Raw genomic sequence first — 24,015 nt, 5'->3', positions numbered from 1 at the left:
CGAAAATCGACGGGGTTTGTCAACGGTCTGAGCCCGGCGATAGAGCTCGCCGGGCTTTTGTTTTGGAATTCTACTGTTAAAGCTTATTCGCGGTTACCAAAAAGCTGTAGCAGGAACAGGAACATATTCAGGAAGTTCAAGTACAGTGAAAGTGCGCCCATAATAGATTTTTTCTGGGCAACTTCTGAATGGTCACTTTCCATATACATCAGCTTGATGCGCTGTGTATCGTAAGCGGTAAGGCCTGCAAAGATCAGAACACCAAGAACGGAAATTACAAACTCAAGCCCAGAAGAGCCTATGAAGATGTTGACGATACTTGCGATAATAAGACCAAAAAGACCGATGATCAGGAAAGATCCCATCGCTGACAGGTTCTTTTTGGTTGTGTAACCGACAAGGCTCAAACCGGCAAAAGAGGCCGCTGTGATGAAGAATACGCGGGCGATTGAGCCCATTTCATATGCAATGAAGATAGAAGAGATTGAAACTCCCATCAACACAGAGAAAACCCAAAATAATATTTGAGCAGTTGAAGCTTGAAGGCTGTTAATACGAGCGCTTAAGAAAAAAACCATTCCTAGTGGTGCAAGCATAACGACCCATTTTAAAGGTGAGCCAAAAATTGCATACATAAGTTCCGGGCTTTGAGACACGCCGAAAGCAGCAAGTCCGGTAATGACAAGAGCAATTGACATATAGTTGTATACGCCAAGCATGTATTTGCGCAGACCAGCATCAATGTCGGCTGCTGTTGCCTGGCCATATCCAACACTGCGTTGTGTGGAACGGTCGATCATAAGAAACCTCGTTTCGTATTTACGTAAAAGCTGACCCTAATATTGGGTCTTGTTGTTTAAAAATCAACTATAATCGGGTTTTTTAGTCGGATATTACCTCTTCAACTGAAAATTTATTCATTTCGTAACAATGCAGCGGGGCGTTGCCGCAGGGCACTCCATGTTCCGGCATAGCCACAGACCAGTGTTGCAAGCAAAGCCAGCAGGGGTGTCAAGAGGACAACTTCGGTAAGTAAGGTGAATTCAAGACGTAAAATATAGACGGTAATCGCCCAGGATGCCGCCCCGCCAATGACGACGGCTACCATGGCTGAAATCAGTCCCAACATGCCAAATTCCAAAAAGAAAGTTGCGGCAAGTGACCGTCTGCTTGCGCCTAAGACCTTTAAGACAACGGAATCATACACCCGGCGGCGATGACCAGCAGCGACAGCGCCCCCCAGAACCAGAGTGCCGGCCAACAAGGCAACGACAGCAATAACGGAAAGCGCTAGCGCAACGTGACTGAGCAGCTCAGTTGCGGCTTCCAGTGCTTCTTTGACGCGAATGGACGAAACGTTGGAGAATTGGTCGGTGACTTTGATTTCCAGTGCGTCTTCTATTTCTGGTAATGCTTTGACCGTAGCGATATGAGTTTGTGGTGCTTTAGACATCAGGCCTGGTGAAAAAACCATAACAAAGTTGATTTCCAGCCCGCCCCAATCGATTTTTCGTAAATTCGCTATTTCTACATCAACAGGGCGTCCCAAGAGGTTGATGGTTAGGTTATCTCCGATCGTGAGGCCTAACCCTTCTGCAACAGCTTGGTCGAGAGACACCAAAGGTTTGCCGTTATAGTCCTCAGGCCACCAGTTCCCATCCACGAGTTTGGTGTTTTTTGGCATCTCGGCGGACCATGTCAGGCCGCGATCACTACGAAATACCCATTTGATTTCACTTGGAATCTCTAACTCGGAAGGCGGGGTGCCGTTTACAGCTGTAATCCTGCCGCGCATCATGGGAACCCGCCGTAATTCGTTGACACCAGCTGTACTTTTTACAAGCGCGTCAAATTCCTCAACCTGTTCAGGTTGGATATCAATGAAATAAAAGCCGGGTGCTTCTTCGGGCAGGCTTTGTGTGACAGCCTGTCGAACATTTCCCTCTAGCAGTGCAACGATGACAAGAACGGTAAGTCCCAGCCCCATTGACAGGATAACGCTTGTTGTTGGCGCACCAGGCCGATGTAGGTTCGCAATTGCGGTGCGCAGTGCGGGGTGTGTTGCCCGTGGCAAAAACTTGGTGAGTTTGGTTATCAGCCAGCCAACACAGTTGTAAATGGCGAAGGTACTGATTGCGCCCACAATGAAGAAACCGGCAATTTTAGGGTTACTTGCAAAGGCAATTGCCGTCAGTGCCAAGAGAATAGCACTTAGTGTTAAAGCCAACATTGCCTTTGGGGTCGGGCGTCCGGTAATCGGGGATGTTAAATCCCTGAAAAGACGCGCAGGTGATGTTTTCCCAGCCTTGGACAGGGACCAAATCGAAAAGGTGAAAGCAGTCAGAAAGCCAAAAGCTGCGGCCAGCAAAAGAGGTTCAGCATAAAACTGTGCGGCGATTTCCCACCCCAGGATATCTTTGGCAAAGGCACTGGCGATATAGGGCGCGGATGCGCCAGCAATCAAACCTGTGATAGTGCCTATCAGGGTCAGGAAAAGTATTTGAATGAGGTAAATTTGGAAAATCAGCCTTGATGAGGCCCCAAGACATTTCAATGTTGCAACGACACCTACTTTACTATCCATAAAGCTCTTTACCGCATTGGCAATGCCTACACCGCCAACAAGCAATGTCGCCAGCCCGATAAGTGTCAAATACATCCCCAGTACATCAATAAACTGACTGATACGTGGTGCCGCTTTTTCTGAACTTCTTATCCGCCACCCTGCTTCGGGGAAGGTCGTGGTAATGGTTTCCTGAAAAGCTTTGAGGTCTGTTTCTATGGGCAGGGCCAAGCGATAATCATATCGAACCATACTACCGGGCTGAATAAGACCTGTACCTTCGAGGCTTTCCCCGGATACCATAACCGTCGGGCCATAGGTAAAGGCGCGGGTTGAGAGATCCGGCTCTTTTATCAGGGATGCCCGTATTTCATAGTGTCCATTGCCAACAACGATTTGATCGCCAACCTCTAGGTCGAGTTTTCGCATAAGATTGGGGGCGAGAACGGTACCCCATCCTTTATCGGTTTTGGCCAGTGCGTCTGACAGGAGAATGTTGGGCTCAAGAATCACATCGCCGTAGAGAGGATAAACGTCATCAACGGCGCGTAATTCTATCAACGTTCGTTTGCCGCCTTCGACGGCTTGTTTGCCCATTGTGCGCATTTCGCGAACAAGTGAAATTTCCCCTTTGTCCTGAAGCCAGTTCAGTTGTTCGTCCGAAGCTTTGCGATGAACCAGATTAAGCGCAATATCACCGCCCAGCAGATTTCGACCATCATTCCTTAGTCCCTGTTCAATGGCGGCAGAGATTGAGCCAACGGCGGCAATGGCCGCAACGCCTAAAAACAAGCAGGCCAGAAATATGCGAAAGCCTTTTATACCACCACGCAGTTCGCGAAAGGCATAGTTGGCAGCAAGAGAGAAGGGGAGGCGTTTTGACATGTTGATTAGCCCTGTGATGCTGCAGCAGGAGCGGGATTTTGGGCCGTTGAACTGGTGTTTTCTTCTTTTAGCTGTCCATCCTGAAGGGTGATGGTGCGATTACACATAGCTGCCAGACGTGGGTCGTGGGTGATGAGAATAAGGGTTGTATCGTGGTCTTTTTGCAGTTTGAAAAGTAGTTCTATAACCATTTCCCCTGTGGCGCTATCAAGGTTCCCGGTTGGTTCATCTGCCAAGAGAATTTTCGGCTCTGCAGCGAAGGCTCGTGCCAGAGCTACTCTTTGCTGTTCTCCGCCCGAGAGTTGTCCGGGGAAATGATCCAGCCTGTGACCTAGGCCGACAGATTCCAGCCTTTCCCGGGCCCGTTTCAAAGCATCTGGCTCGCGTGCGAATTCTAATGGAACAGCGACGTTTTCAAGGGCTGTCATCGTGGGAATAAGGTGAAAGTCCTGAAAAACAATACCTACGGCGTCCCTGCGGAAACGTGCGAGGGCGTCTTCGTCCAGCTTGCCCAAGTCGTGTCCATCTATTTCAACACTGCCAGATGTTGCGGCTTCCAAGCCTGCCATCAGCATCATCATCGATGATTTCCCGGCACCGGACGGACCGACGACAGAGACGGTCTCGCCTTTGTTTATGTTTAGATTAATATCTTTGAGAATATCAACTTTTCCTGCCAATGAGCCCAAGGTCAGATTGACATTTGAAAGACAAACAAGATTTTTCGAGCCCGAGGTCATGATAGGAAAGACTTTCTCTGTATTGTCATAAAGCTTTGATCAGAAACCTATATAGTGGCCGATATCAGGATTTCAATCATTGAGATTTAGTGTATTCGTTTTTGTATGATTTAAAATGTTGTTACGTAAGGAAGATTTTAAGAAGCGACGATAAAATCAAAAGGGTTCTCCAAAAAGAAAATCAGGATATCGTGAACAGGTCTTGTTCCTATGAGCTATCGAACATATTTCAGGGTATAATACGTAATGGTTATTGCTTTTTATGGAAATGATTGATCCTATAGATGATGATTAAATTTTTTTGTAGGCGTTTATTGCGTCTCGTCCCGTATTTTTTCCTTACCCTTCTTTCCGCTAATTTATCCTATGCAGAAACACCTGTTAAGATTTTGGCTTTCGGGGATAGCCTAACCCATGGCTATGGGCTAGAGGCTGGAGATACCTTTCCTGAACGGCTACAGGTTGCGTTGCACGAAGCCGGATACAATGTCACGGTGATTAATGGGGGAAACTCTGGCGATACTTCTGCATCCGGACGTTCGCGCCTGGAATGGGCGCTCATGGATGAAGCCAAGGTTGTCATCGTTGAGTTGGGTGCGAATGACGGGCTGAGAGGGCTGGAACCATCGCAGACCCGTGAAAATCTCAGTCAGATTATTGCCGGCTTCAAAAAAACAGGTGCCAAGGTACTGCTGACCGGGATGCAGGCCCCCAGAAATTTGGGTACCGAATACGTTGCCGAGTTTGATCGGATTTATCCTGAACTGGCGGAAGAATATAATGTCGCTTTCTACCCTTTTTTCCTGGAAGGGGTCGCACTAGATCCGTCATTGAATCAGGGGGATGGTATTCACCCAAACCGCCAGGGTGTGGATGTGATTGTACAGAATATTTTACCCTATCTGGTTCCGTTTCTTGAGCAGGGCACGGAATGAATACGGTACGGGCAGACCCCAGATTCAAGGCGGCTTTTTCGTCCTCACCAGACTGGGCAAAGGCCTGCGCAGAAATTCTAAATGGTATGGGGGATTTGCCGACACAGGCTAATCTGGGCTTTATCTATGCCACGGATGTTTTTGCAGATGATTTATCGAGTATTCTGACTTTTCTGAAAACAAAAACAGGCCTTGAAAATTGGACAGGTACGGTTGGAATTGGGGTCGGAGCAAACGCGGCTAATCAGCTTGGACGCTTTTCTGCCGTGGAACTATACGATGAACCAGGATTATGCGTCATGATCGGTTCTTTTCCATCCGGTACGTTTCAGGTGTTTGAATCGGGACAGGCGGAAATGGACGAAGGGATCAAGCTTGTCGTAACAGGGGAAGGGGTCGAAAGTTGGCTGGAACAGAATAGTGCCTATCTTGGCCTGATACACGGTGATCCCCGTCATTATGATCTGCCTTTGCAAATTTCATCGCTTTCTGCCGGGTTGGAAACATACCTTGTTGGCGGATTGGCTTCATCTCGTGGTGAGTTGCCGCAAATTGCCAACCATGTGACGGATTGTCCTTTGTCTGGTGTTTTCTTTAACGATTCTATTCCCGCGATAACTGGCCTGACCCAGGGCTGTACGCCCATTGGTCCCAAAAGGATGATCACATCGGCTGACGAGCAGAAGATATATACAATTGATGGCCGCCCGGCGTTGGATGTTCTCAAAGAAGATATCGGGGAACTTTTATCCCGCGATTTGAGCAAGATTGGTGGTTATATCTTTGTTGGCTTTCCGGTTGAAGGCAGCGACAGTGATGATTATCTGGTCCGGAACCTGATGAGTATTGATACCAGTGATGGTTCCCTGAACATCACCGAAGAAGTTATGGCTGGGCAGCCGATCTTTTTTTGTCGGCGAGATAATGAGGCCGCGCGAAAAGATCTTAACCGTTTGCTGGATGATATCCGAGCACGATTACCACGTCCGCCCAAGGCTGGGTTATACTACTCATGCCTGGGAAGAGGGCAGGTGCTTTTTGGACCAAACTCGGAAGAGCTTAATGTCCTGCGTCAGGAATTCGGGGATATGCCATTAGTTGGCTTCTATGCAAATGGTGAAGTATCTCATGATAGATTATATGGATATACCGGGGTTTTGACCCTTTTTTATTAAAGTAATTGAGGATGTTATGGAATATACCAAATTAGGCCGCACAGATATTAAGGTCAGTGAAATTTGCCTGGGTACAATGACTTGGGGAGAGCAAAATACGCAAGACGAAGCCTTTGAACAGATGGACTATGCACTGGATAAAGGAATTAATTTCTTTGATACGGCCGAAATTTATGCGGTACCGCCCAAGGCAGAAACCTATGGTCGTACCGAAGAAATAATTGGTAACTGGTTTCAAGAGCGTGGTAATCGCGACAAGGTTGTTTTGGCGTCAAAAGTGGCTGGTCCCAGCCCGGCGCAAACGTATATTCGCGGCGAGGTTTCACGCTTTAACCGAAAGCATATTGTTGCAGCATTAGATAATTCATTAAAGCGATTAAAGACCGACTATATTGATCTTTACCAGCTTCATTGGCCAGATCGAAACTCCAATATTTTTGGTCAGCTTGGCTTTGAACATCGTGAACAAGAACAAATTACACAACCGGAAGAAACACTGAGTATTCTGGATGAATTGGTAAAGGCTGGGAAAATTCGTCAAGTCGGTCTTTCCAATGAAACGCCATGGGGAACCATGCAGTTTTTAAAGCTTGCCGAACAAGGGCGGGGACCACGCATGGTTTCCATACAAAACCCCTATAGCCTTTTGAACAGAAGTTTTGAGGTTGGTCTGGCTGAAATTTCCATGCGAGAAGATATTGGCTTGCTTCCCTATGCACCATTAGGTGCGGGCAGTTTGACCGGTAAATATCTTGGGGGCGCACGTCCCGAGGGCGCGCGGATGACTCTTTTTCCTGATAATACCCGCTATATGGGGGACAGGGGTCAATCAGCGATTGCCGATTATGTTGATCTAGCCGAACGTCATCATCTTGATCCTGCACAAATGGCGCTGGCTTTTGTGCGTTCACGTCCTTTTGTGACGGCCCCGATTATCGGGGCCACAAAGATGGCACAATTGAAGGCAAATATTGAATCGGCAGAGATTAATCTGTCAAAAGAGGTTTTAGCGGAAATTGAAGAACTTGGTCGAAAACACACTATTCCTTGTCCATAGCTGCCTTTGTTTGATCGATGATTTGAAGTATCGGTTATGAAAAAGGTATTAGGTTTTCGGCTTTGTTGTTTTACAGGAGGTACCCATGAGGCTGTTCAGTGCCATTGCTCTTCCCGAAGAAGCAAGATTACGGCTATTGGGACTGTGTCATGGGTTGCCGGGGCAACGGTGGGTTGCCCCTGAAAATTTCCATATTACGCTGCGTTTTTTTGGGGATCTGGACGGGGCTCAGGCCCGGGATTTAGACGATGCTTTTAGTCGGTTGCATTTTAACCCCTTTCCCGTTCGTTTAAGTGGGGTCGGTTTTTTTGGTAAAGAAAACGGGCCAAGAATGTTGTGGGCAGGGGTTGAGAAAACCCCTGAAATTTCAGACCTTAGGCGTAAGGTAGAATATGCTGCACAATCTACAGGTATCAAGCTAGAGCGAGAAAAGTTCACGCCCCATGTGACTCTTTGTCGTTTCAAAAGTAACCCGGGGCCTGCCTTTGGGGCTTATTTACGAGATAACAATCTTTTCTCTCATCCTGAATTCACGGTGGAAAGTTTTGGGCTCTATTCCAGTAAACTTACACCGTCGGGGGCGTGCTATTTTCTGGAGGCTGACTATCCAGAACCGTTTTATTCGTGGACCGAGACTCTCGATATATAATGTACAAACCACTGGCAATTATAATGCTTGCGCCAAGTAGAACATGTGCTTCGGGGATTTCATCCCAAAAAACCCATCCAAAAATTATACCCCATATCAACATGGTGTAATCGAAAGGTGCGATAACCGCAGCCGGGGCATAGCGATAGGCTTGCCCGGTTAGAAAGTGTGCCGTTGTTGCAACAGCGGCCATACCCATTAGCATCAGCAAGTCAGTGTTACTTGGCAAGGTCCAGGAAAAGGCTTCCCAAGGCAGGGCAAGGGACGTTGAGGCCAAACAAACTGTTGTAACGGTGCCCCAAAATGTCATGCCGGAAGAGCTGCAATGATGGCGAAGTTTTCGTGTCAGGATCATGAGCAGGGCATAAACAAATGCCGCGATGACAGGTAGTATTGCTGCGGGTTGAAAGGTATCAGTCCCGGGCTGTAAAATGACAAGGACGCCACCAAAACCCGTGAAGACAACGGCCCAGCGATGCCATCCGACTTTTTCTTTCAGGAAAATCACGGAGAGTACGGTTGTAAATAGAGGGGCGACGAAAGCTATGGCAAAGACCTCTGCCAAAGGCATAAAGGGAAGGGCAGCATAAAAAGTACCGGCCGCAAAAATGATGAGAGATGATCGTGCCAGTAATAGCAGTGGACGATCAGATTTAAGGGTGGCGAGCCCCCCCGTTTTGGCAACAAGAGCCATTGCCAGGGGCAAACTGAACAGGTTGCGGACCAATATGATGCTAATGATGCTATAGGATGCGGTGAGCCATTTGGCAATTCCATCCATAACAGATGTGCAAAAGACCATTAGAATCGCCAAAATGATTCCAAGAATGATTCGATCTTCGTGTGCGTGTTGCGAAGTCCCTGACGATGTACTCATTTGGTAGATGCATCCGTTCTTAGTGGTCGTTGATTTGTGTTTTTAAGTGGTCCACGAGGTTAGAGACACCAGTTTCAATGACATCTAACATGTTTTCATAATCTTGCGGTCCGCCATAATAAGGGTCTTTTACCTCTTTATCATCCAGAGGACTGTAATACAGAAACATGCCTATTTTATTTTGGTATTTTTCGGGACACTTCCCTTGAATGATTTCCAAGTGGCCAAAGTCCATTGCCAAAATAAGATCAAAGTTTTCGAAGTCTGCAGTTGAAAGCTGTCGTGCTCTTAGATCTGAATAATCATACCCTCTTTTGGCGGCAAGCTTCAGACCTGTTCTGGTTGGGGGTTCGCCTATGTGGTAGCTATGTGTGCCAACAGAATCTGTTACAACAAAAGGATCCAGATTTTCTGCTTGCAGCTTGTGTCGTAAGATTCCATCAGCTGCGGGCGAACGACAAATATTCCCCGTGCAAACAAAAAGAACTGCATACTTTTTCATCTTTTGGGTGTTCCCGTCCAATGTTCTGTTTTTTGGTTGCGATTGCGCAGGTTTGGGTAAATTGGAGTGTACGGCTATAGAAAACAGATTGTTATATTTATGGATAAAATCTGTTTGGTTTGATTCATCTGCTACCAACTAAATTGTTAGCAAGATCAACTTTCCAGCTAGGATTGTATACAATAAATATTCGACAGCAATAGCTGTGAGAAATAATTTGGTTGAACCAATTGAGGAAGTTTTAAACATATGAATATATATTTCTCACAATTTTATTAAGCACTTCATGCGCGCAATTTTGAAAGAATTTTTAATCAGCCAATATCGCTTGTTTTCTGATTCCGTTATGGTGGTTGTTGAACATAAAGGGTCGTTTTTAAAAAGATTTATTGATTTATTTTTCAATTTCAGGTTGAGTTTACGCGGCAAAATTTTGGTGTTTTTCTATAGTTTTCATCCTGTTAATTTGTTTTCAGAGCGTTGACAAAAGTTTCGATTGGGGCAACGCTATGTCAGCGGCGCATAAAAATCAGCTGAGAACCAATAAGGTTTTCCCAAAAGCGGCGCATCTAATACAGGGAGTCCAAAGTGAAGATAAAGAATTTATTGAAAGGTCTGGCCTTTGCCACGGCTGTTTCTGTTTCTGCATTATCGGCGACTGCTACCTATGCTGGAACACCAGATAACGTACTCGTCATTGCCAATCGTATTGATGATATTACATCACTTGATCCACATGATCTGTTTGAATTTGCCGGGTCGGATTATTCCAATAACGTTTACGACAAGCTTGTAACATTTGATCCTGCTGATCTGTCCAAAGGCTATCAACCTGGTTTGGCTGAAAGCTGGACGATTAGCGAAGATGGTAAAACCTTTACCTTTAAAATTGCCAAGGGACGTAAATTCCATTCAGGCAACGACATTACCGCACACGATGCTGAATATTCTCTGCGCCGTGCTGTTGTAATGAAAAAGACGCCATCGTTTATTCTGACACAGTTTGGATTTGATGCCGATAACGTTGAAACAACTATTAAAGCGACTGATGACTATACGCTGGTTGTGACGACTGATAAAAAATATGCGCCGTCTTTCGTGTTGAACTGTTTTGCGGCTGTTGTTTCATCAATTGTTGATTCTAAGCTGGTTCAATCTCACGAAGTTGATGGTGATTGGGGTAATAAATGGCTGCAAACGAACTCAGCAGGTTCCGGTGCTTATTCTTTGATTAACTGGAAGCCTAACGAGTCTTATCGCCTGAAAGTTAACGCTGACTACTGGGCAGCTAAGCCAACAATGAAAAGCGTAATCGTTCGTCACATTCCAGAATCAGCAACACAGCGTTTGCTTTTGGAAAAGGGTGATATTGATGTTGCGCGCAACCTAAACCCAACAGATGTCGAAGGTATTTCCAGTAATTCTGATCTGGCAGTAGATAACGATCTGCGTGGTCGTATCATGTACATTTCCATGAACCAGAAAGATCCTATTCTATCCAAGCCGAAAGTACGCGAAGCCCTGCGTTATCTGATCGACTATGACGGAATGGTTAATTCTTTCCTGAAGGGCCAGTACGTTGTGCATCAGGCTTTCTTGCCTTTGACATATATGGGTGAGCTAAAAGACAAGCCATTCAAGCTGGATATGGCCAAAGGCAAAAAACTTCTTGCCGAAGCGGGCCATGCTGATGGTTTTGATGTTGAAATCATTGTGCGTAATGCGCAAGAGCGTATCCAGATTGCACAGTCCATTCAGAATACTTTCAAGCAGGCAGGCATTAATGTCAGTCTAACGCAGGGAACTGGTAAACAGATCTTGGGCAAATATCGTGCACGTGATTTCCAAATCTATGTAGGTGCATGGGGCCCGGATTATCCTGATCCGCATACAAATGCCGATACATTTGCATCTAACCCGGATAACCGCGATGAAGCAAAATTAACTGGTAAGCTCGCATGGCGTAATTCCTGGGATATTCCAGAAATGACAGCAATGACAGTTGCTGCTGCTCAGGAAACTGATGGTGCAAAACGTGCTCAGATGTATATTGATATACAAAAAGAGCATCAGATGACCTCACCTTTCGTAGAAATGTTCCAGAAGAATGAGCAAACTGGCCGTCAAGCCAATGTTCAGGGTTTCTATACTGGATCTGCGGTTTCTCAGGTCGTTTATTGGACAGTTACAAAGTAGTATCTGATGAGTAATGCTGTTGATACAGCGACGCCGAAGCGGCGCGGATCTTCCGTGCCGCTTCTAAAGCGTCTTAAGAGTTTGGTCACAGTGCTTTTTACTGTGCTGCTCACCTTAGTTGGCCTTTTGTTTGTTACTTTTATTATTGGTCGTGTCATGCCTGTCGATCCCGTTTTGGCGATCGTCGGTGAACGCGCGTCACAGGAAATTTATGACGCGGCTTATAAATCTCTTGGTTTGGACAAGCCTTTAATGGTTCAGTTCGGGATCTTCTTACAACAGATTGCTGTGGGCGATTTTGGTATTTCCAATCTTACGGCTAGGCCTGTCTCCGAGGATATTTTACGCGTTTTCCCTGCTACCCTGGAGCTGGCAACCGTCGGCACTATTTTTGGTGTTCTCTTTGGTGTGCCAATGGGTGTTATGGCCGCGGTACACGAAGGAAAATGGCAGGACCAAGTTGTCCGTTTTGTCGGGCTTTTCGGTTATTCCATGCCGATTTTCTGGATCGGGCTTGTCGGTCTCATTATTTTCTATGGCGTATTGGATTGGGTCGGCGGGCCGGGACGTCTTGATGTCTATTACGAAGATGTGATTCCGGTGGTAACCGGATTGATTCTGGTCGACAGTCTGATCGAAGGTGATCTTGATATTTTTTGGAATGCCTTCTCGCACATCATCTTGCCTGCATCTATTCTTGGCTATTATTCCCTGGCTTACATTAGTCGTATGACCAGATCCTTTATGCTTGAGCAGCTTTCGCAGGAATATATTACGACGGCCCGGGTCAAGGGGCTTTCGGAACGGACCGTTATCTGGCGCCATGCCTTGGGTAACGTGATGATCCCATTAATAACTGTCATTGCGCTTTCCTATGCAAACCTTCTGGAAGGCTCTGTTTTGACAGAGATTATCTTTGCCTGGCCTGGATTGGGGTCATATCTGACCACAGCTCTGCTTTCTGCCGATATGAATGCTGTGATTGGTGGGACGGTTGTCGTTGGCCTTATTTTTGTAGGCCTGAATCTTCTGTCAGATTTCCTATACAAAGTTGTTGATCCGAGGGCCCGTTAGTATGAGTACAGATACAACATCGTATAATCAGGGGTTAAAAGGCTGGTTGAACAGTGAATCCCCTGAATCACGATTCCATGCCCAAATGGTGCAACTTTATGCGGGGTGGCAGTCTCTTGTTGCCAATCGACTGGCGTTCTTGGGTTTTATGATCATTGTCCTGTTGGTTCTGGTTGCAATCTTTGCGCCTTTGCTGGCAACCCATGATCCCGCTATTCAGGATTTGAAAGCAACATTGCTTCCGCCATTGACGGAAGGGCATATTCTGGGGACGGATGATTCCGGACGCGATATCTGGAGCCGGATAATATACGGGTCACGAATTACATTATTTATTGTGGCATTGGTTGCTTTTACAGCCCCTGTTTTCGGACTATTGGTTGGGACTGTTTCCGGTTATCTGGGCGGTTGGGTCGATACTGTTCTAATGCGGGTTACCGATATCTTCCTTGCTTTTCCTCGCCTGGTTTTGGCGTTGGCGTTTGTATCAGCTTTGGGTGCAGGTATCGAAAACGCCATCTTGGCCATATCCTTAACTGCTTGGCCTCCGTATGCCCGTATTGCCCGGGCGGAAACACTGACCATTCGAAACAGTGACTATATTGCGGCTATTCAACTTCAGGGGGCTGGTCGACTGCGTATCATTCTTGGGCACATATGGCCCATGTGTATGTCTTCGCTCATCGTGCGTGTGACGCTGGATATGGCCGGTATTATTCTAACGGCTGCGGGCCTTGGCTTTCTTGGTCTTGGCGCACAACCGCCGAGCCCAGAATGGGGGGCCATGATTTCATCCGGCCGCCAGTTTATTCACGATCACTGGTGGATCGCGACCATGCCGGGGTTGGCTATTTTTATCGTTTCTCTTGGCTTTAATCTGCTTGGTGATGGTCTGCGTGATATTCTCGATCCAAAGAAGGCACAGTCATGAGTAAACCACTTTTGGAAGTTGAAGATCTCTGGGTTCGCTTTGCATCCAAGAAGCGTGTTGTAGAGGCCGTTCGTGGCATTTCCTTCTCTGTGGGGCGCGAGCGTGTTGGGATTGTTGGTGAATCCGGGTCTGGTAAATCCATGACAGGGCGATCGATCCTGCGTTTGATTCGTCACCCGGGGGAAGTCGAGGCCAAAAAAATTTACTTTGATGGACAGGATTTGCAGGCCCTGAGTGAGAAAGAAATGCGGGATGTCAGAGGGCACAAAATTTCTCTGGTGATGCAGGACCCTAAATTTTCGCTGAACCCGGTGATGAAGGTTGGTGATCAGATATCCGAAGCGTATCGTATCCATACTAATGCATCGAAGGCAGAAGCAAAGAAAAGATCGATTGAGATGCTCAACGCTGTGCAAATTCGTAACCCTGAACGGGTTTATGATAGCTATCCGCACGAAGTTTCCGGCGGGATGGGACAGCGCATTATGATTGCTATGATGCTTATTCCTGAGCCTGATTTGTTGATCGCCGATGAGCCAACATCTGCGTTGGATGTAACGGTTCAACGCCGGGTATTACAGATCATGGATAAATTGGTGCAGGAACGGGGCATGGGGCTGATTTTCATCAGCCATGACTTGAATCTTGTCGCGTCTTTTTGTGATCGTGTCATCATTATGTATGGTGGCCGCATCGTCGAAACCTGTCGGGCCGATGAACTGCAAAATGCGAAACATCCTTATACGCGTGGCTTGCTGAACGCCTTACCGGATATTCACAAGCCCAAAGATCAGCTATCGGTCCTTGAACGTGACCCGAAATGGATAGAGGACCCAAGTGTCGATGCCTTCCTCTGATAATGCAACGCTAAACAAATCGCCTATTGCCCTGGATATTCAAAATTTGAATGTTTACTTTGGCGAAGGGCATGAAAAATTTCGCGCCGTCAAAGATGTTTCTATTTCTGTTGAAGCAGGTGGATCATTTGGTCTGGTTGGAGAATCCGGATCGGGTAAATCGACGGTTCTTCGTGCTGTAAGTGGGTTGGTAACCAACTGGGATGGTACGGTTGCTGTTAATGGTGAGCCAATCAGTAAAAAGCGTGAAATGTCCTATTGCCGGACAATTCAGATGGTTTTTCAAGACCCGTATGCGTCTTTGCATCCCAGACACAGTATTGACCGGACTTTGTCTGAGCCACTGCGGCTTCACAAGTTTGATAACATTGATGATCGTGTGAATCAGGCCTTGATCGATGTGGGGTTGGGGACTTCGTTTAGATTCCGATATCCCCATCAGCTATCTGGTGGTCAGCGACAACGCGTGGCGATTGCCCGGGCCCTGATGTTGGAACCAGACATTATGCTGTTGGACGAACCAACCTCTGCATTGGACGTGTCGGTTCAGGCCGAAATTCTTAATTTGCTTTCTGATATTCGCAAAAAACGCCAACTTACCTATATTCTGGTAACGCATGATCTGGCGGTTGTTGCGCATATGTGTGATGAAATCGCAGTTATGAGCCACGGTGAAATAGTTGAGGTTATGGATGTTGAAACCATGCGTCAGTCAAAACCTCAACACGAATACACCCGTGAGTTGCTCGAAGCGAGCGAAGGCTATCAGCCAGAGGCCTAAAGTTATTTATAAAGCAGGATTGATTCATGTCAGCATCACCAGTTCCCGTTTTTGATGGGCATAATGACACGTTACTTCGTCATGTAATGAACGAGGGAACAGCAAAGGAAGTATCTTTTTTTGCTGAAAATGACCGTGGGCATATTGATTTGCCAAAGGCGCGTAAGGGAGGTCTGCAAGGGGGCCTCTTTGCGATGTTTGTTCCTTCGAAATATGACGATACATCCAGGGGTGCGTTTGACCCGGAAGATCCTGAAAATTTTGCCCCTATTGATCAGCCGGGTGCCCTTAATTTTACCAATCGTATGTTTGCCATGGCCCAACGTTGGGTAAGGGAAAGTGAAGGTCAGGTGGTAATCGCAAAAACAGTTGCCGAGGCTCGAACAGCTATGTCCGACGGTAAACTTGCGATGATCATGCATATTGAGGGGGCAGAAGCCATCGACAGGGACTTTTATGCACTTGAAGTTCTTTATGCTGCCGGTCTTCGCTCTATTGGTCCTGTCTGGAGCCGCAAAAATATTTTTGCTGACGGGGTTCCAATGGCATTCCCCAGTTCGCCTGATACTGGTACTGGCTTGACCGATGCGGGGCGCGAACTGGTTATAAACTGTAATCGTATGGGCGTTATGATCGATCTGTCGCACATAACGGAAAAAGGCTTTTGGGATATCGCGAATTTATCAACCCGCCCGTTGGTTGCATCGCATTCCAATGCGCATTTTTTGTGCCCGTCGGCTCGAAATCTGACTGATAAGCAATTGGATGCCATTAAGGAAAGCAAGGGACTTGTCGGCATTAACTACCACGTTGCTTTCTTGCGTGATGATGGTGCTCATGATGCGAACACGGCAGTTGATGTTTTGGTTCAGCATGCGGCATACCTTGTTGATAAGCTGGGGGAAGATGGCGTTGCGCTTGGATCTGATTTTGATGGGTGTCTGGTGCTGGACGTTATAAAGGATGCAACAGGATTACCGAAGTTAATAGAGGGCTTTAGGCAATCGGGTTTTGGCGACAAGCTGATTCATAAAATCGCTCATGAAAATTGGCTGTCAGTATTAGAGCGGACTGGAATATAATATCTCAGTTTAGTGTTTCTTTTGGGTAATTGAAGGTGGAGAATATCGTTTGAATTGGCTCGGACTTGATCATATTCAATTGGCTATTCCTGTGGGCGCAGAAGATTTGTGCCGAGCCTTTTATGGCACGATCCTGGGATGGAAAGAAGTCTCGAAACCCGAGAGTTTGACCGGTAGAGGTGGTGTATGGTTCAGCACAGATTCTTTTCAGGTTCACTTTGGTGTGGAAAAAGACTTTCAGCCCGCGAAAAAGGCACATCCGGCCTTTCTATTAAAAGATCTCGATCATCTTGCCAAAGAGTTGGCTAATCATGATATCGCCGTTCAATGGGATGATAAACTGGAAGGGTATAACAGGTTTTTTGCCCATGACTGTTTTGGCAACCGCTTAGAATTTATGCAAAAGACTGGAACCTAGATAACGCTTCTTGTCTGACGGGGTGAGGGGGGTGAAGCCTCTACTGGCTTTGTTTTGAAAGCTCTTTAGGGATTGAATAAGGAAGTACTTTAACTGTCTATACCCAGAACTTCACGCTGATATGATGCCCGTTTTCTTTCTTTAGGCTATAAGGGCATATACTGTACGCTATTTGCAAAAGGAAAATGGCGAGGATGGATGAAGATTGGGACAATTTGCTAGCGCATGTACGAGGTTGTACGCACTGTGCCAATGATCTCCCTTTGGGGCCTCGTCCCGTTGTCCAGATTTGCCCAAGTGCCCGTATTCTTATCATCGGCCAGGCCCCGGGTACCAAAGTTCATGAAACGGGTATCCCCTGGAACGATCCGTCGGGTGATCGTTTGCGGGATTGGCTGGGGATTGATAAAGAGCTTTTTTATGATCCAGAAAAAATAGCAATCATGCCGATGGGTTTTTGTTACCCTGGGCGGCTAGATAAAGGTGGGGATGCTCCGCCACGGCCTGAATGTGCGCCTTTGTGGCATGATAGACTGCTTGGTGTTCTCCCTAATTTACGAATCACGCTTTTGGTTGGGCAATATGCCCAAAAGTTTTACTTGGGTAAGAAAAAGAAAAGAACCCTGACGGGAACAGTCAAGTCATGGAGAGAATATCAACCGGCTTATTTCGTAACACCTCACCCGAGTTGGCGTTCAGCTATGTGGCTTAAAAAGCATCCATGGTTTGAAAACGATGTGCTGCCCGTATTGCGGAATCGTGTACAAGAATTGCTATGACAAGCCTAAGTGTTTCCAATCGGACTATTTAGGAAAGACTTACTGTTCTGCTTTCCATCTTGTCCATGTCATCTTCTGACATGCCAAAATAGTGTCCGATCTCATGGATTAGGACATGGCGGACAACCTGGCTAAGATCTTCACCGTTTTCACACCAAAAATCGAGAATAGGGCGACGGAACAGGAAAACCGTATCCTTTTCTTCGTTCAGTTCTCTGCTCTGCTGGGTCATAGAGCGACGATCAACACCCTGGTAAAGACCTAAAATCTCGAAAGGTGTTTCACAATCCATGGCTTCCATCATGTATTCTGAGGGGAAGTCCTGAACCTCTATCTTTAGTTGACTGGCGACATCTCTGAGCTCATCGGGCATATGCGCATAGGCTTCACGCGCCAGAGATTCAATATCACTGATCTCTGGGGGAGTCGTAAAACGTTCTATGTTATGAAGCTGGCCCATATTCTCTATCCAGTTAACCGAGGACGGCAATAGGCATAGATTCAAAGGCGCTGTCAATCTTAAAGTCCAAAGTGCGGGACTGTGGAAAATTCAAGATCCTTTTTTCATAATCACCGTTCATCGATAAAGTTATTCTATGCTATTGTTAAAAAAAGAACAAATTTCAGTAAAACAGGATTTTCAATATGCCGGAACGCAAAATTCCCACAAAGCTGTCTGATAGTGAGAGAGCAGACTTTCTTCAGGAACTGGTAGGTTGGACTCTGGAAAGTGACCGAGATGCTATCCGTAAGGTCTTTACCTTTAAAACCTTTAATCAAGCTTGGGGTTTTATGAACCGTGTTGCCCTTGTTGCTGAAAAAATGGGGCACCACCCGGAATGGTTCAATGTTTATAATAAAGTGGATATTGTCCTGACGACACATGATTGTGACGGCCTGTCAGAGCTTGATGTTCAACTCGCCAAAAAAATGAACCTCTTTGCTTCTAAAGTTTAAATAGCCGAAAGAGTTATGGGGCTTGCAATAAGTCCTATATCTTCACATCTTTGTTGTATGAGATTTATTCAACTTAATAAGCCAGATCCTAAAGATGCGGAACCAGCTCTATTAGCAGCTGATGAAAAAGTTGTTAAAAAAGGGTTTTTGAAGAAACTTAAGAAAGTTGCTTTAAAAATAACCTTTTCTGAAAAGCTTTTAGCGGCCTATTTCTGCGCGACCGATCGGAAAACGCCCCTCAAAGCAAAAGCCATATTGATGGCGGCGCTGGCTTATTTTGTTGTACCGGCTGACTTAATTCCTGATTTTATTATTGCTTTTGGTTTTACCGATGACATCTCGGTTCTTATTGCGGCTATAAATTCAGTGAAGAAGCATATAACTGAACAGCACGTAGAAAAAGCGCAAGCTTGGCTGGATGTGAACGATTAGCCTTTGCTCAGAAAAAAATTTACGCAATATATTTTGTGTAATTTTAGTATTTTTCTAATCTTTATTGCATACGATAGTATTGCGCGCTGAGATTGCTCAGGAATAGAAATATGATAAAAACATTGTTTTGCGGCTGGCTTTTTTGCTTCCTGACACTTGGTAATGTAAGTGCCCTAGAGTTTTATACTGAAGATTTCCCTCCGTATAACTATATGGAAGGTAAAGAGTTAAAAGGCATCGGCCCAAATATTATTCGTGAGCTTTCAAAGGAAGTAGGAGAAGAACCCAAGATAACTGTTTTGCCTTGGGCGCGCGCATATAAATATGCGCAAGAAATCCCTGAGGTTGGCATTTTTTCAATCGTAAGAACCCCTAAAAGGGAAGATGTTTTTCACTGGGTTGGTCCGCTCTATACCGTCCGTATCGGTCTTTACGCTGAAAAAGCAAATAAACACCTGTATCAAGGTACAAATGAAGAGAATTTAGACCAAGCACGGAAAGTCGGTAATATCGCTGTTCAATTAGGCGGTGCAGGCGAAGAGCTATTGACCACGTTAAGGTTCCAGAATCTTAATAAAATTGTGAATGTTAACAAAGCGATGTTCTTATTGCTCAAGGGCCGCTATGACCTGTTGGAAACATCGGATGCTTACATGTCCTATATGGCTAAGGAAGAAGGTATTTCCGTGGATGTGGTGAGTGAGATCGCTCTTATTGGGCAATATGACATGTATTTGGCTTTTTCTAAGAGTACTCCGCTTGAAGTTGTGCAAAAATGGCAAGATGCATTGGATCGTCTTCGGCAGCGCCAGTCAGTGGGAAACCCAAGTTAAGAGCAATCTTTAACATTCTAGAAGCTAGAGCGTCCCTTGGGGTGCATTGCTCGCGGGTTTAACTGTATCCCGGTTTGATAATTGGGCGGCCGCTTTCTTGCGAATGCTTGCTTCCCGCTGTGCGATATAGATTGCCGAACACGCGATAATCCCGCCCCCGATCCATGTCCATATATCCGGAATTTCGCCAAAAGCCAAAAAAGCCATAAGCGCCATAAAGGGAAGTCGGGCATAGTCAAATGGCATAACCGCCGAAGCATCGGCAATCGAAAGCGCTTTGGTGATCAGCAGATTACTAATGGCCCCGATGACACCCAAACCAATAACTGCATACCAGACTTCTGTGCTTGGCCATTTCCAAACAAAAATGGCGGGCACTAATGAGAGAAGGGTCATGAAAATCGTTGTATAAAAGACTGTAACACTCGAAGAGTCTGTTTTGGTTAGGGTTTTTACGATCATAACTGATCCGGCCATCAATAATGCGGCTAAAACGGGTAGGAATAACAAGGGACTGAAGTCGCCGAAGCCAGGTCGTACAATAACCAGTACACCTACAAACCCCATAATTGTTGCGCCCCAACGGCGAAGTTTGACATCTTCCTTAAGAATAAGGGCTGCACCAATTGTTGCGAAAAGAGGAACAGTAAAGTTCAGCGCCACAGCCTGAGCCATTGGAAGCCAACTTACAGACGCGAACCAGACCACCATAGCTGATATGCCCACGACAGAACGTAGAAAATGTAATTTCAGATGTTTTGTCTTAAGTTCTCCAAAGCCAATCTTATGCATCCAGGGCAGCATAAAAACAAAGGCAAAGAAATTACGGAAAAAAGTGACCTCGAACAGGGGTAATTCTTCAGCTGCAATGCGAACGAGCAAGTTCATCACTGAAAAGCCGAAAGTGGCAAGAACAACTAAAAGAGCACCTTGCAAAGGAGCTGGGATATTTTTGAAACGGGACATAAATTTAGATGCCTTGGCGGCCAGAGAGGACCTAAAGCCTACTGCAGCCAAAAGAGCTTGTCATGTTTTAAGTGAATAATTTCAATTGTCGTCGTACCTGAGAAGCAGGTGATTCAGATTATTGAACACACGGTAAAACTCTTTGAACTGTTGCAGGAATTTGTCCCATTCCAATCGTGCGTCCAGTTCTTTTAGCTCTGCAAAAATATCGGACAGATTGTTTTTGCCATCACATCTTTTTGCGATTGCAGAAGACAGGCGGGGCAAAGGAAGATTCAGGGGGATGCCATCCAGATTACTTTTTAGTGCCGATGTTTTCTGCAGGCTTTTTGCAATGACATCGGGTTGCATTTCGCGGAAGATCGGGATTGCCTTTTCTGCCTGGGATAGATCGGCAACTGTATCTTTTCGACGCGATAGATAGAACACGTGAAGTTTCATGTTGCTGGCCAGTTTTTCCGCGACAGCAGCTTGTTCTATTGGGGGGAGTGCATGTGCATGTTGAAGAAGCTTTGCATCTTTCACATAGGTTTCGACTTTGTAGCGAATGGGTTCAACAAAAGCCGTGAGCTCTAACCCTGATGATGCGACTAGATCGGCAACTTGTGGAACGGTGTAAGCTCTGTCACAACTATGTAAAAGCAGGTCGACAAGTTCCGCATCGCTGGCTTTATGATCAATAACAAAAGGATTGCGATTAAAGCTGTTGGTTGGGGGAAGCTTTTCCAAAAGGCGACGAGTTAATTTTACTTTTTCAGCTAAACTCGAACACTCTTTCCCCAGACTGCGAAGAAGGTCCTGCATTGGGTAGACCCCTTCACGCCCGTATTGCCCATAAACCATTATTCCGATACCGCCGTCTTCCTTAAGAACAGAAGTTAGCGCTTTCAGCCCCAGTGCAGGAGAGGTGAGATGGTGGAGGACACCGCAGCAATCTATGTAATCAAACGGTTCCAAATCCAGACTTGGCAAATCAAGCAGGGAACCGCTCAGGAAGGTTATATTGTTCAGGCCGCGGGCTTTTGCTCTGGCTTCGACAATTGCACGCGATGCCGAAGAAAGATCGAGGTAGGTAACCTGTCCTGCTTGGCCTTTTCCATCTTTTGATGCATCGGCAAGCTGTTGTGCCAGCATGATTGTTGCGTCACCTGTACCACCCCCGGCAACCAAAGCCCGAAAGGGTTTGGAAAAATCTCTTTTTCCAGCAAAAAGGTAGTGGTTCAGCTCTGCGAGATTACTTGGCGATCCTGTGATCAGTCGTTTTTGTTCATCCGCAGGATTTCTGGACGGATAGGGATAAGCTTCGTATTGATCTTGTACTTCTGGCTGAACGGTCATTGTGGTTAAGCCGATTCCTCTAAAAGGGTTTGCGGGTAGCAGATTTGAGTGTTGCAGTTTTGGTATATAACGCTTCTGGAGAAACCTCCTCTCTCATTATAAAGGAAATAATCAGAAAGGAGGTTTTGTGTCTTCTTTAGAAGCGGACGTTTTGGGCTGCGCGAACCTGGCCAACCTGAATGCCTGCACGGTTAAACAGTGGGGGTTCCAGAACGTCCTTCATCGTATGGGCTGTTTCGTCATCAATGACTTTCAGGTGTTTTAAAATCATTCCGATGACGGTCTCGGCTGAGCGTGTGACACCGTCATCAGCTTTGAGTGCAATGCCGAGGCCGAGTTCAGGAATAATGCCTGTGTAAACACCTTCGGCCCCGGTTTTGATTAAGGCACGCCCTTTGGTTGCTTCAACAATTTTTGTGCAGAAGCGATCTGATCCGGCGATCATAAAGGGTTCTGCTGCAATGGCATTGTTAATGCGTTGGCACGCTTCCTGGCGGGCTTCTGGTTGATCGGAGGGATCTGCAAAACGGGCCATAGCCAGTGCAATGTTTGCAAGGGGCACACCGATAACCGGTATGCCACAGCCATCTATGCCACGTGGTGCATCGCCAAGATCCATTCCACACATGGTTTCCATCGCCCCAAGGATACGTTGTTGTAACGGATGTTCATATTTCACATAGCCTTTGAGGTCATATCCAAGTTGCTTGCAAACAGTCAGAAAACCTGTGTGTTTACCTGAACAGTTGTTGTGCAGGGCCGATTCAGAACCACCGTTTTTCAAGAGATCAACCATCGAAGGAATATGGTAGGGAAGGTGCGATCCACATTCCAGATCGTCTTCGGTACAGTCGATTTTTTTTAACCATTTTAGGACAGTTTCAACGTGTTCGGGTTGCCCGTCGTGACTGGCACAGGCAATGGATATTTCTGCATCGGTTAGATCAAACGCATCTGCGGCACCACTTTCAATCAATGGAAGAGCCTGCATACATTTAATTGCCGAGCGTCCATAGGTGATTTTTTCGTAATCACCACCAGATAAAACAACCTTTCCGTCGGTATCAACAACGGCATAAGATGCCCGATGAATACTTTCGACCATGTTTCCCCGGGTTACTTCGACCATAATTGGGTTATTTTGACCCTCACCAGAGGATGAACTGTTGTTTTTTGTTAAATCGGACACTAGAAAACTCTTATATTAAGTATACGAGGCTCAATTCAGAACTATTCTGAACCGAGGGGCTCAACCACCCACTTGTTTTGTGCTGGCATTATAGGCGCAAAATAACGACGATTAACAGGCTTAAGAAGGACCTGAATTAAGACGATGGCAGAGAGAACCATGAGAGGATTTTTTGGCATGGGGGTCGAGGGCGGCAGCAAACCCATGAATCTGGGGAATCTGCTTCGTTCCGCCCATAGTTTCGGGGCCAGTTTCTTTTTTACTGTTGCGCCGCATTATGATGCAAAACAGGTCAAACAATCTGATACATCAGATGCTGCAAAGACCTTGCCGCTTTATAATTTCGACAATGTTGAAGAAATGGTCCTGCCAAAAGGTGTGCAGTTGGTCGGGGTTGAACTTACAGACGAATCAATCGAGCTTCCGAGCTTTCGTCACCCTATGCAGGCTGCTTATGTTTTAGGGCCTGAAAAAGGGTCTCTGTCACCGGAAATGCAAGAACGTTGTGACTTTATTGTAAAAATTCCAATGAAATTCTGTGTGAATGTTGGTGTAGCTGGTGCAATCGTGCTTTATGACAGATTGATTTCTATGGGACGGTTTCCTGGAAGGCCTGTTAATTCAAGGGCTGCTGCGGTTCCATTGCCCAAACATGTTCAAGGCGGGCAGATCATTCGAACTAAAAAAGACTAAGTGTCTGGTGAAATCAGAAGACCTGCCTTAGAATCACCTATTTTATGGTTTAGTGGTGAGAATTAAGAGAATTAACCGCGCAGAGTATTATGATAACTGGGAAGAT

General features: G+C 46.1%; 25 protein-coding genes. 16 read left to right on the top strand and 9 right to left on the bottom strand.

The window, feature by feature from the left end:
* Nucleotides 1-83 precede the first annotated feature (83 nt).
* The 3 genes from WH95_RS15315 to WH95_RS15305 all read right to left on the bottom strand — a co-directional run bounded on the left by WH95_RS15315 (nucleotide 84) and on the right by WH95_RS15305 (nucleotide 4,188).
* Nucleotides 84-800, bottom strand: coding sequence for a Bax inhibitor-1/YccA family protein (locus tag WH95_RS15315; protein ID WP_046508830.1), 717 nt, complete (start codon nucleotides 798-800; stop codon nucleotides 84-86).
* Between the two features lie 113 nt (nucleotides 801-913).
* Nucleotides 914-3,448, bottom strand: a complete 2,535-nt coding sequence (locus tag WH95_RS15310; protein WP_046508829.1) for an ABC transporter permease — start codon at nucleotides 3,446-3,448, stop codon at nucleotides 914-916.
* 5 nt (nucleotides 3,449-3,453) lie between these two features.
* A complete protein-coding gene (locus WH95_RS15305; RefSeq protein WP_046508828.1) occupies nucleotides 3,454-4,188 on the bottom strand; it encodes an ABC transporter ATP-binding protein in 735 nt (244 codons plus the stop codon).
* Between the two features lie 314 nt (nucleotides 4,189-4,502).
* Between WH95_RS15305 and WH95_RS15300 the strand changes: the two genes are divergently transcribed.
* From WH95_RS15300 to thpR, 4 genes are all read left to right on the top strand, one after another.
* On the top strand, nucleotides 4,503-5,123 hold the full coding sequence (locus tag WH95_RS15300) for an arylesterase (RefSeq protein ID WP_245622984.1): 621 nt from the start codon (nucleotides 4,503-4,505) through the stop codon (nucleotides 5,121-5,123).
* Complete coding sequence (locus WH95_RS15295) at nucleotides 5,120-6,298, top strand: FIST signal transduction protein (protein WP_046508826.1); 1,179 nt, start codon at nucleotides 5,120-5,122, stop codon at nucleotides 6,296-6,298. The genes WH95_RS15300 and WH95_RS15295 overlap by 4 nt, the downstream gene beginning before the upstream one ends.
* Nucleotides 6,299-6,314: 16 nt before the next feature.
* Nucleotides 6,315-7,355 carry an NADP(H)-dependent aldo-keto reductase gene (locus WH95_RS15290; protein WP_046508824.1) on the top strand — a complete coding sequence of 347 codons (1,041 nt, stop codon included), beginning with the start codon at nucleotides 6,315-6,317 and terminating at the stop codon, nucleotides 7,353-7,355.
* 85 nt (nucleotides 7,356-7,440) lie between these two features.
* A complete protein-coding gene (thpR, locus tag WH95_RS21040) occupies nucleotides 7,441-8,004 on the top strand; it encodes an RNA 2',3'-cyclic phosphodiesterase (protein ID WP_082114185.1) in 564 nt (187 codons plus the stop codon).
* Here the strand turns inward: thpR and WH95_RS15285 are convergent.
* Nucleotides 7,922-8,881: a DMT family transporter gene (locus WH95_RS15285; RefSeq protein WP_046508822.1), complete on the bottom strand. Its 960-nt coding sequence runs from the start codon at nucleotides 8,879-8,881 to the stop codon at nucleotides 7,922-7,924. The genes thpR and WH95_RS15285 overlap by 83 nt on opposite strands.
* Before the next feature lie 19 nt (nucleotides 8,882-8,900).
* Nucleotides 8,901-9,383, bottom strand: a complete 483-nt coding sequence (locus WH95_RS15280; RefSeq protein WP_046508820.1) for a low molecular weight protein-tyrosine-phosphatase — start codon at nucleotides 9,381-9,383, stop codon at nucleotides 8,901-8,903.
* A gap of 588 nt (nucleotides 9,384-9,971) precedes the next feature.
* On the opposite strand from WH95_RS15280, the gene WH95_RS15270 reads away from it, so the two are divergent.
* The 8 genes from WH95_RS15270 to WH95_RS15235 all read left to right on the top strand — a co-directional run bounded on the left by WH95_RS15270 (nucleotide 9,972) and on the right by WH95_RS15235 (nucleotide 17,501).
* Entirely contained in the window at nucleotides 9,972-11,579 is a 1,608-nt protein-coding gene (locus WH95_RS15270) for an ABC transporter substrate-binding protein (protein ID WP_046508815.1), read from the top strand.
* A gap of 6 nt (nucleotides 11,580-11,585) precedes the next feature.
* A complete protein-coding gene (locus WH95_RS15265) occupies nucleotides 11,586-12,653 on the top strand; it encodes an ABC transporter permease (protein WP_046508813.1) in 1,068 nt (355 codons plus the stop codon).
* 1 nt (nucleotide 12,654) lies between these two features.
* Entirely contained in the window at nucleotides 12,655-13,584 is a 930-nt protein-coding gene (locus WH95_RS15260) for an ABC transporter permease (protein WP_046508811.1), read from the top strand.
* Nucleotides 13,581-14,441: an ABC transporter ATP-binding protein gene (locus WH95_RS15255; protein ID WP_046508809.1), complete on the top strand. Its 861-nt coding sequence runs from the start codon at nucleotides 13,581-13,583 to the stop codon at nucleotides 14,439-14,441. The genes WH95_RS15260 and WH95_RS15255 overlap by 4 nt, the downstream gene beginning before the upstream one ends.
* Complete coding sequence (locus WH95_RS15250; protein WP_046508808.1) at nucleotides 14,428-15,222, top strand: ABC transporter ATP-binding protein; 795 nt, start codon at nucleotides 14,428-14,430, stop codon at nucleotides 15,220-15,222. Before WH95_RS15255 ends, WH95_RS15250 begins: the two co-directional genes overlap by 14 nt.
* A 26-nt stretch (nucleotides 15,223-15,248) precedes the next feature.
* Entirely contained in the window at nucleotides 15,249-16,304 is a 1,056-nt protein-coding gene (locus WH95_RS15245; protein ID WP_046508806.1) for a dipeptidase, read from the top strand.
* 49 nt (nucleotides 16,305-16,353) lie between these two features.
* Nucleotides 16,354-16,722, top strand: a complete 369-nt coding sequence (locus WH95_RS15240; RefSeq protein ID WP_046508803.1) for a VOC family protein — start codon at nucleotides 16,354-16,356, stop codon at nucleotides 16,720-16,722.
* Between the two features lie 194 nt (nucleotides 16,723-16,916).
* Complete coding sequence (locus WH95_RS15235; RefSeq protein ID WP_218044510.1) at nucleotides 16,917-17,501, top strand: uracil-DNA glycosylase family protein; 585 nt, start codon at nucleotides 16,917-16,919, stop codon at nucleotides 17,499-17,501.
* Between the two features lie 28 nt (nucleotides 17,502-17,529).
* Here the strand turns inward: WH95_RS15235 and WH95_RS15230 are convergent, their stop codons facing one another.
* On the bottom strand, nucleotides 17,530-17,961 hold the full coding sequence (locus WH95_RS15230) for a metallopeptidase family protein (protein WP_046508799.1): 432 nt from the start codon (nucleotides 17,959-17,961) through the stop codon (nucleotides 17,530-17,532).
* A 185-nt stretch (nucleotides 17,962-18,146) separates the two neighbouring features.
* Between WH95_RS15230 and WH95_RS15225 the strand changes: the two genes are divergently transcribed.
* The 3 genes from WH95_RS15225 to WH95_RS15215 all read left to right on the top strand — a co-directional run bounded on the left by WH95_RS15225 (nucleotide 18,147) and on the right by WH95_RS15215 (nucleotide 19,723).
* Nucleotides 18,147-18,458: a 4a-hydroxytetrahydrobiopterin dehydratase gene (locus WH95_RS15225; protein WP_046508794.1), complete on the top strand. Its 312-nt coding sequence runs from the start codon at nucleotides 18,147-18,149 to the stop codon at nucleotides 18,456-18,458.
* Between the two features lie 15 nt (nucleotides 18,459-18,473).
* Complete coding sequence (locus tag WH95_RS15220) at nucleotides 18,474-18,890, top strand: YkvA family protein (protein ID WP_218044509.1); 417 nt, start codon at nucleotides 18,474-18,476, stop codon at nucleotides 18,888-18,890.
* Nucleotides 18,891-19,000: 110 nt separating this feature from the next.
* Entirely contained in the window at nucleotides 19,001-19,723 is a 723-nt protein-coding gene (locus WH95_RS15215) for a substrate-binding periplasmic protein (RefSeq protein ID WP_046508792.1), read from the top strand.
* 24 nt (nucleotides 19,724-19,747) lie between these two features.
* On the opposite strand, the gene WH95_RS15210 is transcribed toward WH95_RS15215, so the two are convergent.
* The 3 genes from WH95_RS15210 to WH95_RS15200 all read right to left on the bottom strand — a co-directional run bounded on the left by WH95_RS15210 (nucleotide 19,748) and on the right by WH95_RS15200 (nucleotide 23,216).
* Complete coding sequence (locus WH95_RS15210; RefSeq protein ID WP_046508790.1) at nucleotides 19,748-20,689, bottom strand: DMT family transporter; 942 nt, start codon at nucleotides 20,687-20,689, stop codon at nucleotides 19,748-19,750.
* Nucleotides 20,690-20,770: 81 nt separating this feature from the next.
* A complete protein-coding gene (locus WH95_RS15205) occupies nucleotides 20,771-22,027 on the bottom strand; it encodes a class I SAM-dependent methyltransferase (protein ID WP_046508788.1) in 1,257 nt (418 codons plus the stop codon).
* A 136-nt stretch (nucleotides 22,028-22,163) separates the two neighbouring features.
* Nucleotides 22,164-23,216 (bottom strand): asparaginase, encoded by a 1,053-nt coding sequence (locus tag WH95_RS15200; RefSeq protein ID WP_046508785.1) that lies wholly within the window; start codon nucleotides 23,214-23,216, stop codon nucleotides 22,164-22,166.
* Nucleotides 23,217-23,375: 159 nt separating this feature from the next.
* On the opposite strand from WH95_RS15200, the gene WH95_RS15195 reads away from it, so the two are divergent.
* Nucleotides 23,376-23,909, top strand: coding sequence for an RNA methyltransferase (locus WH95_RS15195; protein WP_046508783.1), 534 nt, complete (start codon nucleotides 23,376-23,378; stop codon nucleotides 23,907-23,909).
* Nucleotides 23,910-24,015 lie beyond the last annotated feature (106 nt).

The organism is Kiloniella litopenaei, from assembly GCF_000982415.1.
GTDB lineage: Bacteria > Pseudomonadota > Alphaproteobacteria > Kiloniellales > Kiloniellaceae > Kiloniella > Kiloniella litopenaei.
This window is presented reverse-complemented; position numbering and strand designations above follow the sequence as displayed.

Excerpts from the sequence above, each read along its gene's own strand:
- WH95_RS15230 (WP_046508799.1), bottom strand. The coding sequence starts at position 17,961 with ATGGGCCAGCTTCATAACATAGAACGTTTTACGACTCCCCCAGAGATC.
- WH95_RS15290 (WP_046508824.1), top strand. The coding sequence starts at position 6,315 with ATGGAATATACCAAATTAGGCCGCACAGATATTAAGGTCAGTGAAATT.
- WH95_RS15285 (WP_046508822.1), bottom strand. The coding sequence starts at position 8,881 with ATGAGTACATCGTCAGGGACTTCGCAACACGCACACGAAGATCGAATC.
- WH95_RS15265 (WP_046508813.1), top strand. The coding sequence starts at position 11,586 with ATGAGTAATGCTGTTGATACAGCGACGCCGAAGCGGCGCGGATCTTCC.
- WH95_RS15220 (WP_218044509.1), top strand. The coding sequence starts at position 18,474 with ATGGGGCTTGCAATAAGTCCTATATCTTCACATCTTTGTTGTATGAGA.
- WH95_RS15195 (WP_046508783.1), top strand. The coding sequence starts at position 23,376 with ATGAGAGGATTTTTTGGCATGGGGGTCGAGGGCGGCAGCAAACCCATG.
- WH95_RS15210 (WP_046508790.1), bottom strand. The coding sequence starts at position 20,689 with ATGTCCCGTTTCAAAAATATCCCAGCTCCTTTGCAAGGTGCTCTTTTA.
- thpR (WP_082114185.1), top strand. The coding sequence starts at position 7,441 with ATGAGGCTGTTCAGTGCCATTGCTCTTCCCGAAGAAGCAAGATTACGG.
- WH95_RS15310 (WP_046508829.1), bottom strand. The coding sequence starts at position 3,448 with ATGTCAAAACGCCTCCCCTTCTCTCTTGCTGCCAACTATGCCTTTCGC.
- WH95_RS15205 (WP_046508788.1), bottom strand. The coding sequence starts at position 22,027 with ATGACCGTTCAGCCAGAAGTACAAGATCAATACGAAGCTTATCCCTAT.
- WH95_RS15260 (WP_046508811.1), top strand. The coding sequence starts at position 12,655 with ATGAGTACAGATACAACATCGTATAATCAGGGGTTAAAAGGCTGGTTG.
- WH95_RS15280 (WP_046508820.1), bottom strand. The coding sequence starts at position 9,383 with ATGAAAAAGTATGCAGTTCTTTTTGTTTGCACGGGGAATATTTGTCGT.
- WH95_RS15235 (WP_218044510.1), top strand. The coding sequence starts at position 16,917 with ATGGATGAAGATTGGGACAATTTGCTAGCGCATGTACGAGGTTGTACG.
- WH95_RS15295 (WP_046508826.1), top strand. The coding sequence starts at position 5,120 with ATGAATACGGTACGGGCAGACCCCAGATTCAAGGCGGCTTTTTCGTCC.
- WH95_RS15315 (WP_046508830.1), bottom strand. The coding sequence starts at position 800 with ATGATCGACCGTTCCACACAACGCAGTGTTGGATATGGCCAGGCAACA.
- WH95_RS15215 (WP_046508792.1), top strand. The coding sequence starts at position 19,001 with ATGATAAAAACATTGTTTTGCGGCTGGCTTTTTTGCTTCCTGACACTT.
- WH95_RS15250 (WP_046508808.1), top strand. The coding sequence starts at position 14,428 with ATGCCTTCCTCTGATAATGCAACGCTAAACAAATCGCCTATTGCCCTG.
- WH95_RS15245 (WP_046508806.1), top strand. The coding sequence starts at position 15,249 with ATGTCAGCATCACCAGTTCCCGTTTTTGATGGGCATAATGACACGTTA.
- WH95_RS15225 (WP_046508794.1), top strand. The coding sequence starts at position 18,147 with ATGCCGGAACGCAAAATTCCCACAAAGCTGTCTGATAGTGAGAGAGCA.
- WH95_RS15255 (WP_046508809.1), top strand. The coding sequence starts at position 13,581 with ATGAGTAAACCACTTTTGGAAGTTGAAGATCTCTGGGTTCGCTTTGCA.
- WH95_RS15305 (WP_046508828.1), bottom strand. The coding sequence starts at position 4,188 with ATGACCTCGGGCTCGAAAAATCTTGTTTGTCTTTCAAATGTCAATCTG.